Below are 8787 nucleotides of genomic sequence, written 5' to 3' on the forward strand. Positions count from 1 at the left end.
CTCTTTTGCTTGTTCTGCAATATCCTTGGCATCATCGGCTGCCTGTTTGGCTCCATCTGCCTTTAGACTTGCTTGCATGGCTACAGTCTTAACTTCATGACACGTTGCTACCGCCGTCGCTGCTACTTGCGTCGTCTCTGTTGCTGTTTGTGAAGCTTCTCTTGCTGTTTGTTCTGCACGCGTTGCAATGGTCTTCGATTCATCGGCTAACCTCTTGGCTTCGGTCGATAAATTAACAGCATTCTCACTGCTCTGTTTGACCTCTTCAAAACGTTGTAATGCCGTAGCCAATGAACCTTTCGTACTATTGATTTCCCCTGAGGCTCTATCGACTGCTGCTTTTGTCTCTTCTGCCATGCGCTTCGCTGCATCAGAAGTATTCTTGGCTTCTTCTGCTAAACCATTGGCTGTATCCGCTGTCTCTTTCGCAAGGCTAGCCGTTGTCGTCGCTGCTTTAGCTTCTTCCTTCGCTTCATGAGACGTCGTAAGCGCTGTTGTCGCTGTTTGAACTGTTTTCGTCACTTCGCTAAGCGCTTGTTCCGAAACCCTCTTCGATTCTTCTGCAACCTGTTGCGCACCATTCGCACGCGACATGGCTTTTTCTGCTTCTTGACGTGCATTAACAACCTGCTCTAACGGCGCAAAGGTTTCATACGAATACAAAGAGGCCGTCCCTAAAAGCTTCGGAACAACAACGCTGTCTTGCGAAGTCCCTTCTCTGATTTCCTCTTTCGTTGCAACAGGTATCAAATATTCATGTTCATGATCGGGTATCTTCATCTGTTTTATTCCTTCATTCAGAGGGCTTCATCCAATGAACACTCTTTCAAATCTTCAAGCTCTTCGCTTAACGCCTCTAAGCGCTTCTCTAAATCTTTCAGTGAACCATCAAGCTCTGTTTTCAAAGCGGCTTTCAGTAAATCAAAAACCCCAGTAAGCGGCGCATGCACAAAACCTCCCCCCGAATACAAAACGACCCGTACTTGAGACGGGTCGCTAAGCTCTGATATTGCAAACGGTTTTAATGACATTTCAACTCCTCATGTCTTGATCCCATAAATTACACTCACATTAACGGGGCGCGTTTCAACACCACCAACCCTCTCTGCCATGAGATGATGTTCATGATGCTCTCTGTCATTCAGACCGCCTGTTATAGGCGTTGAATAATATAAAAAATTAGCAAAGGGACTCCTGATAAACCAAGGTAAACGCGGCGGCTTGTCTTTTTCTGTAAACCAAAAGGGAGTCTCTACCTGTGGACTTCCTGCTATTTGGTCAAATTCTTGATTACACTTGTCCAAAGCATCCCCACTCAAACCTACACACTCTTCGTCTATAGCTCTCTTGCGCCTTGTCACGCCCGCTTCAGTAGAAGAAATATCCCGTTTCTTTCGAGAAGAAAGACCTTCTGATGACGCGGGACCTATAAAATGTTCATGCGCTTTTAAAGAACAGGGTTGTATACTTGCAAAAGAACGCCAAGGGTCTAAATTGCGTTCATTATCAAGTCCCCGTAAAAACATTCCTCGAAAATCGGGAACATTAAATGTCGTGGCGCCATCACCTTCTCCCCACGTCGTCCCTATTACTTCAAACAAGGCTCTATACGTTCTTCGCGAATAAGCCTTCCCATCACATGGCAACCAACCATCTGGCAAGCGCTCCATTGCAAACGGTCCTATCAGACCGGAAGGTAAACGTTTTAAGGAAGAAACTTTGCCCCTTGTCGGATTGAGAATTTGCCAACCAGTTATATCTTCATCGTAAATAACGGTATAAAGACAGCCATCTTGTATCTCTCCTCCCGATAAGGCTAATAAACCGGTTTCTGTCGCCTTATAAACGGGCTTACCAGCTAAATTATTTAAAGCAATTGTTGTCGCCCCAACATTCTTGCCCTTCGCTTTAAAACAAACCGATATGCCATTCTTATACTCTAAAAATGCCGATTGGCTTAGAAGCCTTATCACGCTCGTCTTTTGGTTATTATCAACCGTCACAATCCCTTCAAGCACACCCCCCGTATCCGATAAATACTCACTTACCCGTTGCATCATAAAACGAGCGCTATTATTAACCGTGTTAGGGTGCTGTCCCTCTGACCAATTAATTAAAGCATCAGCACCACCATTCTCAGATGCCGTTAAAGACCAATCATAAATCGTGGACATCTAAACCTCACATCTTGATTCCAAACACAACACTCATATTAATCGGGCGCGTCTCACTTACACCTGAACTTGCCAATGCAACATCGCGCATATGAAGGTGGGAATGGGGAAAGGCGAGCTTATGGTGCACGCGTATATCCTCTGCTCTCACGCCCAAACGTTCAGCAAGCTTCAACCTTTGCTGGTCATTCAACACATATCCCCAGATGATCGTCATATCACCATGCCAACTCTCTTCCTGATTTTCATCATTCAAAATCGTAAAGGATTGACCCCCATGGTCATGCTTTCTCATTGCGTCATTTTGTAAAGTGCCAAGATAACGAAAGCGGTCTATCTCGCGGTCATCATCAACACCTCGTAAAAAAACACCACGCAAATCGGGAACATTAAACTTCGTCCAACTATCAGCGCCTCCCCACCTGATCCCTATCGCTTCATAAAGAGCAGGATAATCACTACGCAAATAAGCCTTCCCATCACAAGGCAACCAGCCATCTGGCAAAACTTGCATCCCAAAAATCCCTATCGTCCCTGGTGGATAAACGGGAATAACCGGCTCTTGTGATAAAGAGAGAGGCGTAGGATTTAAAACTTGCCAAGCATGATCCCTATAAACCAAGCTATAAATGCATCCCCTTTGAAGCTCGCCCCCAGATAAAACACGAATGCCTAATTCCGTCGCCTTGTAAACAGGTTTAGCCGCCAAATCATTCAAGGCAATTGCGGTTTCCCCAACATTCTTGCTCTTCGCTTTAAAACAAATTGATATCCCATTCTTATACTCTAAAAATTGCGATTGGCTTTGAAGTCTTATCAACGTCGTCTGGTGTTCAGTATCAACCGTAAAAGTGCTTTCAATCACACCACTCGTATCCGATAAATATTCACGCACACGCTGCATCATCACACGAGCACTATTATTCAGACTACTAGGACGTTGTCCTTTTGACCAATCAATCAAATCATCACAATAGGCATTCAAGGAGGCATTTAAAGACCAATCATAGATCGTCGACATCTTACACCTCATGTCTTAATCGCAAACAGAACACTCACATTTACTGGACGCGTCTCGCCTTCACCAGTGCTCTCCAAAACAACCTCTTGGTTCTCATCAAGAGTATGAGAACTTACAATGTAGCCCCCTAAATTCTCACGCTCTATGCCCATAAAATTCGCTAGAGAGCTCCCCCCAAACAAGCCTAGACGATAGCCCAACACATCCGTCGTATTCCCATCCCAAAAGTTTTCGTTGCTGGTAAAATGAGACATCGAAAGGCTCTGTCCTTGATGTTGATGCGACTCGATTAAATCTGTTTGCACACTTGCAAAAGAACGCCCCTCATCAATATTGCGCCCTCCATCAAGCCCCCGTAAAAACATTCCTCGAAAATCGGGAACATTAAATGTCGTGGCGCCATCACCCACGCCCCAAACCGTTCCTATCGTCTCAAATAAATCACCATAATCACGACGCAAATAAGCCTTCCCATCGCAAATTAACCAATCCTTTGGAATCCCGCGCATTCCAAACGTTCCTATAAAACCCGTGGGATAAAGACTGCTTTCTTCTACTAAAGGGAGTGAGGTAGGATTAACAAGATGCCAATGATCTCCATTATAAAACAATGTATAAATGCACCCTTGTTGGATTTCCCCTCCCGATAAAAGCGATAAACCCGTTTCCGTTGCCTTATAAACCGGCTTGCCATCTAAAGCATTTAAGACAATCGTGGTCGCTCCAACATTCTTACCCATAGCCATAAAGCGCAAAACAATACCATTCTTATACTCTAAAAACTGTGAAGTGCTTGCAAGTCTTATCACACTTGTTTGTTGGACATGATCATTTGTAACAATGCCTTCAAGCTCTCCACCCGTGTCTGACAAGTATTCCTTTATGCGCTGCATCATCACACGGGCGCTCGTGTTCACACTGCTAGGACGCTGTCCTTCGGACCAATCAATCAAATTATCCACGCGCGTATTATCCGACGCTCTAAGCGACCAATCATAAATCGTTGACATTTCTCGTGAATCCTAGCTTCTGTAAAACGGTCCGTAAAACGCCCGCATGAATGGCGTCATCAAAGGATTATCATCTTCATCACTCTCTTCTTCTTCCGAAGCCTCTTCTTGTGATGCTAATAATGCCCGTAAAACCTCTAACAAGTTGTCTCTATTTCTAATGTCACCATGCGCTGTAGGACTTGCTCTATGAGGCTGCCCACCATACATCTGTAATACACGGTTGACAAAATCACTTGCACGCATAGCGTTGTTTCCACCATTCAAGCCAACCGCATTGCTCCCAACAATTTGCGCCGCATTGGCATGGGGATTTTGAAGAAGCCGCGCGGCTCCTCCTGCTCCTTGTTGATGGGCTAAATACAACTCCGCTTCACTAGGCGCTCTTCCCAAAAGGCGGCTTAAATGATTGCGATTATCAAGCGTCAACCGCCCCATGGCATCAGCTGCTTGTATGGGGTCAAAACGATCCTGCAAACCATATTGTTTGGCGGTGCTGTCTATAAATTGATACAACCCACCAGCAGAAGAGCGGGGATTCCTTGCATTCGGATTGCCTCCACTTTCCACTTGCGCAACACGGTACAAATAACTCTCTGGCAAACCATAACGCGCTGCTGTTTGCCGTATCGCTTGATCGACTGAAGGACTATAACGGGTCATAGCCTAATCTCCTCCCTTACTCAAATGCACTCAATAAATTCAACTCCTCCGTTGAGGCTTTTCCCCCACCTCCAAACAAAGCAGCAGAAAGCTTTTTGAACCATTCTTTTGTCGCATATCCCTTATGATGCGCGTTTACCATGCGTTGAATGAGAGCTACAATTTGATCATTCTTAATCTGTGTCCCCCCTGTTAACAATTTGACAACATCCTTTTCAATCCGTTGACGCTCTCTAAACGCCGCCTCTTTGAAAGGAATCCAAGCAGCCTTCCCAGCAGCTTTTGCTAATTGTACAGCTGCATCATGTTTACCCGTTGGCATATTGACGTTATGCCTAAATGATATCTTTTCATCCGCTACACGACCTGGTATTCTATTATAAAAATCTGCATAATTAGCTTCTTTTTCGACAACCTTCTTAACAGCAGAAGCTTTATCGGCTCCATAAATCTTTGCAAATCGTTCATACAGATCATTCGTACCAAAAATATCTTTTGCCTTGGAAACTTGATCTCCTAATTGCCCCATACCTTGTAAAAGTTTTGCCCTTGAGCCCTTTTTAAAGTATTCTTGTTCTCCCTCTGATAATTCATCAAAGATTTTACTGAACTCATCCTTATTAACTGCCTTGCTAAGGATTTTAGAACCTTTACCCATAGCATCTACATGTGAACTATATTGATGATACAATGCCCGCCCTTTCTTATATTCAGACGATATATCATCCATAATCTCTAATAACTTTTTGTCGATATCTACTAAGCTACGAACTTTGCTATTGTTTCCTTGCCTCTTTTCTGCCCGTATCATAAAATCAATAGCCTCCTTAGTTTTATGGAGAATACCCATGTTGGGTTTTTCTTTAAGAAGGCTAAATTTTTCAGAAGAAAACGGACTGGCTTTATTACCATCACTAATGAATCCCCTTAGCCCTTTATTATAAGCTTGTTTAAAGTATGGACGCTCCATTAATTCATTAAGTGCCCCATAATATTTCTCTCCTATTGGTATCTTTTTAGCTATTTCATAAAGAGTATGGGATGCTTCTTTCCTACTCGCGATAAGATCACCTTTTAAACCTGTGACATTTTGACGAGGAACAAAGTGTTCATCAGCAGCTTGATGAATACGCTCCCCTCCTCCCAGCGCTCTCTGCCCAGCTCTTTTAGTCAAATCAAGATAAGCTCCTTGATTTCTTTTCGCGATATCAAAAACAAGATCTTGTAAAAAAGGACTATGATCAGCTACATAATCGGTAGGAACTGCTTTTTTAAAAGATTCTCCTAGCTCTTCAGACGCCTCCTTACCTAAATGTTTACTGATTGCTCTTAACGTGTCTGTTGCAACACCTTCCTTATGAGAAGGAGAAAAAAGTCTTCGTATTCCGCTTACCGGATAACCAGCTAAATGGGCTAAAGCACTTCCAGCCAATGCCCCACCCGCTCCTAAACCTGCACCAGATAACGTACTTGTAAGTGTATTACCAAGTCCTTCACCTTCTCCCGCTCCATGTAATGCACCAGATGCCGCCCCTACTTTAAGCAAATGCGGCAATGTTGTTTTGTTCGTGATGCCTAAAAACGGGCTTGCAAATCGACTTGGGGGTAACTGACCTGCTTTCAAAAAGGCTTGACCTAATTTTGACCCCGCCACATTCCTTGCAAGTGTAGGCGCTACAAAGCGTGCTCCTGAGGCTAACAATCCTCCCCCTAACGTCGCAAGTGAAGGGATTGCCGACCCTAAAGCATTTCCAGCAAAAGAAGTCCAATAATGTTGATCACTCATCCTACGATAATAATCACGTATTCTATTGGCTTCTTTCTCATATTTTTCTATGGTTTTCTTATCTCCAGTCCAATAGTTGATAAGCCCCTTCGCAAAAGCCTTTATTGCCAACTCATCATCAGAATCACGTCCTGCCGCTGTGATCCCTGCAATCTCATCATCTAAATTAAAACTCAAACCATGCTTTAAAGAGTTCCAAAAAGCTTCACTTTGCGTGATTTCGGGATGTTGGGATGATGTTTCGTATTCATCTTTAGGGATACGACGTATAACCCTTATTCCAGGACCAAAATCTGGAAATGGTTCCTCTACCGATGTTTCGTATTCCTCTTTAGGGATACGGCGTATAATTCTTATTCCAGGACCAAAATCTGGAAAATCTTGATGAGCATTATTATGATGAACCATTTATCTATCCCTAATAATGTCATATATATAGTTACCGTCTGGTATGGATACTCTTTCTCCAATAGCAAGTTTTTTAATATCTTCTCTGCTACTTATAGTTGGCAAGTTTTCAACACCTCCTTGCGGCATCGACTGATTAGCATATTGAGTAGAATACTTTAGACGCGATCTTACTTCCATTCCGTTTGACAACCTATAAATTTCCTCATCATTCAGTTTTTTAAAAAGATCAAACATATCTTTGATTTTTAAGAGCGTTTTATATAGTTCTTCTGGTTTATCGCTAATGTCCATAGTACCATAAGATGCTACTATGCGCCTGCTTTCTTCATTAGATAACGGTCCAACGCCTAATTTCCCGCCGTCACTTTGCTTTTTGATTGCTTCAATCACTCGAACAAAGACACCACCTTCAAGCGTTTTTAATTTATTTTTTAATGTTTTTGCAGCAGTATCGGGGAAAATCTGAGCAAAAGCACCGACCTTACCAGCAGCCTTTTTGGGATTCTTCTCTATAATTTGAAGAGCATTGTTAACTGTATCCACAATATGATTAATTTCTTTTGCTGCTACAGCAGCAGTGTTTCTCTTACCTATTTCCCACTCTTCTATGTCTCGTTTTTTCTGATTATACTCAAGTTCCTGCATCGACCCCTTAACCGGTCTCGCTCTACGTTCACCTAATTGTGAATTGGGATCCCATTCATAACCTTTATCTAACTGAGGTTTATCACCACCTGTTAGCATCGCACTAAGCATTTGAGGATTACGTGCCATAATAGCAGCTTCTTCTTCACTATAGCCTTTAGACTTTAGATACTCGACGGTTTGGTTAACCTGCCCTCTTTGTTTATCACCTTCATTAAGATGCTTCACACCACTTGCAAGCGCATCCCATCCAGAACCATCTGTGGGTGCTGCCGCCATACCTGCAAAAAGATCTTTGAGCTTCTGATACGCATCTGATTGAAAAAACTTATAAGTATTGGACTGTAAAAATTTCTCTGCATCTGTCAGTTCAGGAGTCGGTGTTGGGGAAGCGGGTGCTAATGGTTGCGTTTGTTCATTAACATGAGGTTTTAGTTCTTGTGGAGTACTCTCTAGTGCATTTGGCATAGGTGGCTGTTGATCAACTCCAAGAGGCATATCCGCTCTAGGAACCGTATAGGGCATAAATGGTCCATATGGATTCTGCATGTTCTGTAAATAGGGGTTGGATGGTGCATGTGCTTTCTCTGGTGTCATCATACTTTCAATGCCTGATGCCCCAACCGTAAATGCAGTGGTTTTTGGGTTCTTTGTTGCGAATTTTCCCACGGGGCTCTTTGTTATTAATTGTCCCAATCTGTTCGCCCCTGTAACCGCTTTGGGAGCAATATATCTAAAAATATGAGGCGCAGCTCTCGCTGCCATAAAAGCTGCCCCAGCTAATGGAAATAATAATGGAAATGCCATCACGCTCTCCTACAAAACTATTCTTTAATGATTATACAGCTATTGTTTCTGTTTCTTATTCATGTGATCTAAAAAATCCTTGGGGACTCCTGCTGCCAACGCTGCTCCCATTGGACCACCTGCCATGTAACCAAAAGCCATTGGTGCTGCCTGAAGTGCCAGAGAACCTATTGTCCCTACATTTTTCCATGGGCTATTCCCTTGTATCATCGAAGCTGTATTATTATTCGTTGTCGTGCCGTAATTTCTTGCAAAGCCATGACCGGCATT

General features: G+C 43.2%; 7 protein-coding genes and 2 pseudogenes. All 9 read right to left on the reverse strand.

Annotation, left to right across the window (positions count from 1 at the left end; genetic code table 11):
- A pseudogene (locus tag ACFIMU_RS08290) lies at positions 1–780 on the reverse strand (hypothetical protein); the annotation flags it as partial.
- Positions 781–797: 17 nt separating this feature from the next.
- The gene (locus tag ACFIMU_RS08295; protein WP_375615468.1) at positions 798–1031 is read right to left on the reverse strand and encodes a hypothetical protein; all 234 of its coding nucleotides are present in this window, start codon (positions 1029–1031) and stop codon (positions 798–800) included.
- A 9-nt stretch (positions 1032–1040) separates the two neighbouring features.
- Positions 1041–2174: a phage tail protein gene (locus ACFIMU_RS08300; protein WP_375695417.1), complete on the reverse strand. Its 1134-nt coding sequence runs from the start codon at positions 2172–2174 to the stop codon at positions 1041–1043.
- A 7-nt stretch (positions 2175–2181) separates the two neighbouring features.
- Entirely contained in the window at positions 2182–3195 is a 1014-nt protein-coding gene (locus ACFIMU_RS08305) for a phage tail protein (protein WP_375607492.1), read from the reverse strand.
- An 8-nt stretch (positions 3196–3203) separates the two neighbouring features.
- Positions 3204–4205, reverse strand: a complete 1002-nt coding sequence (locus ACFIMU_RS08310; protein ID WP_375607493.1) for a phage tail protein — start codon at positions 4203–4205, stop codon at positions 3204–3206.
- A 12-nt stretch (positions 4206–4217) separates the two neighbouring features.
- Positions 4218–4868 (reverse strand): transglycosylase SLT domain-containing protein, encoded by a 651-nt coding sequence (locus tag ACFIMU_RS08315; protein ID WP_375687098.1) that lies wholly within the window; start codon positions 4866–4868, stop codon positions 4218–4220.
- A gap of 16 nt (positions 4869–4884) precedes the next feature.
- On the reverse strand, positions 4885–7062 hold the full coding sequence (locus ACFIMU_RS08320; protein WP_375687096.1) for a hypothetical protein: 2178 nt from the start codon (positions 7060–7062) through the stop codon (positions 4885–4887).
- On the reverse strand, positions 7063–8517 hold the full coding sequence (locus ACFIMU_RS08325) for a hypothetical protein (RefSeq protein ID WP_375697008.1): 1455 nt from the start codon (positions 8515–8517) through the stop codon (positions 7063–7065).
- Between the two features lie 39 nt (positions 8518–8556).
- A pseudogene (locus tag ACFIMU_RS08330) lies at positions 8557–8787 on the reverse strand (hypothetical protein); the annotation flags it as partial.

Source organism: Bartonella sp. AC70YNML, assembly GCF_042196545.1.
Lineage (GTDB): Bacteria > Pseudomonadota > Alphaproteobacteria > Rhizobiales > Rhizobiaceae > Bartonella.

Excerpts from the sequence above, each read along its gene's own strand:
- ACFIMU_RS08315 (WP_375687098.1), bottom strand. The coding sequence starts at position 4,868 with ATGACCCGTTATAGTCCTTCAGTCGATCAAGCGATACGGCAAACAGCA.
- ACFIMU_RS08295 (WP_375615468.1), bottom strand. The coding sequence starts at position 1,031 with ATGTCATTAAAACCGTTTGCAATATCAGAGCTTAGCGACCCGTCTCAA.
- ACFIMU_RS08305 (WP_375607492.1), bottom strand. The coding sequence starts at position 3,195 with ATGTCGACGATCTATGATTGGTCTTTAAATGCCTCCTTGAATGCCTAT.
- ACFIMU_RS08310 (WP_375607493.1), bottom strand. The coding sequence starts at position 4,205 with ATGTCAACGATTTATGATTGGTCGCTTAGAGCGTCGGATAATACGCGC.
- ACFIMU_RS08320 (WP_375687096.1), bottom strand. The coding sequence starts at position 7,062 with ATGGTTCATCATAATAATGCTCATCAAGATTTTCCAGATTTTGGTCCT.
- ACFIMU_RS08325 (WP_375697008.1), bottom strand. The coding sequence starts at position 8,517 with ATGGCATTTCCATTATTATTTCCATTAGCTGGGGCAGCTTTTATGGCA.
- ACFIMU_RS08300 (WP_375695417.1), bottom strand. The coding sequence starts at position 2,174 with ATGTCCACGATTTATGATTGGTCTTTAACGGCATCTGAGAATGGTGGT.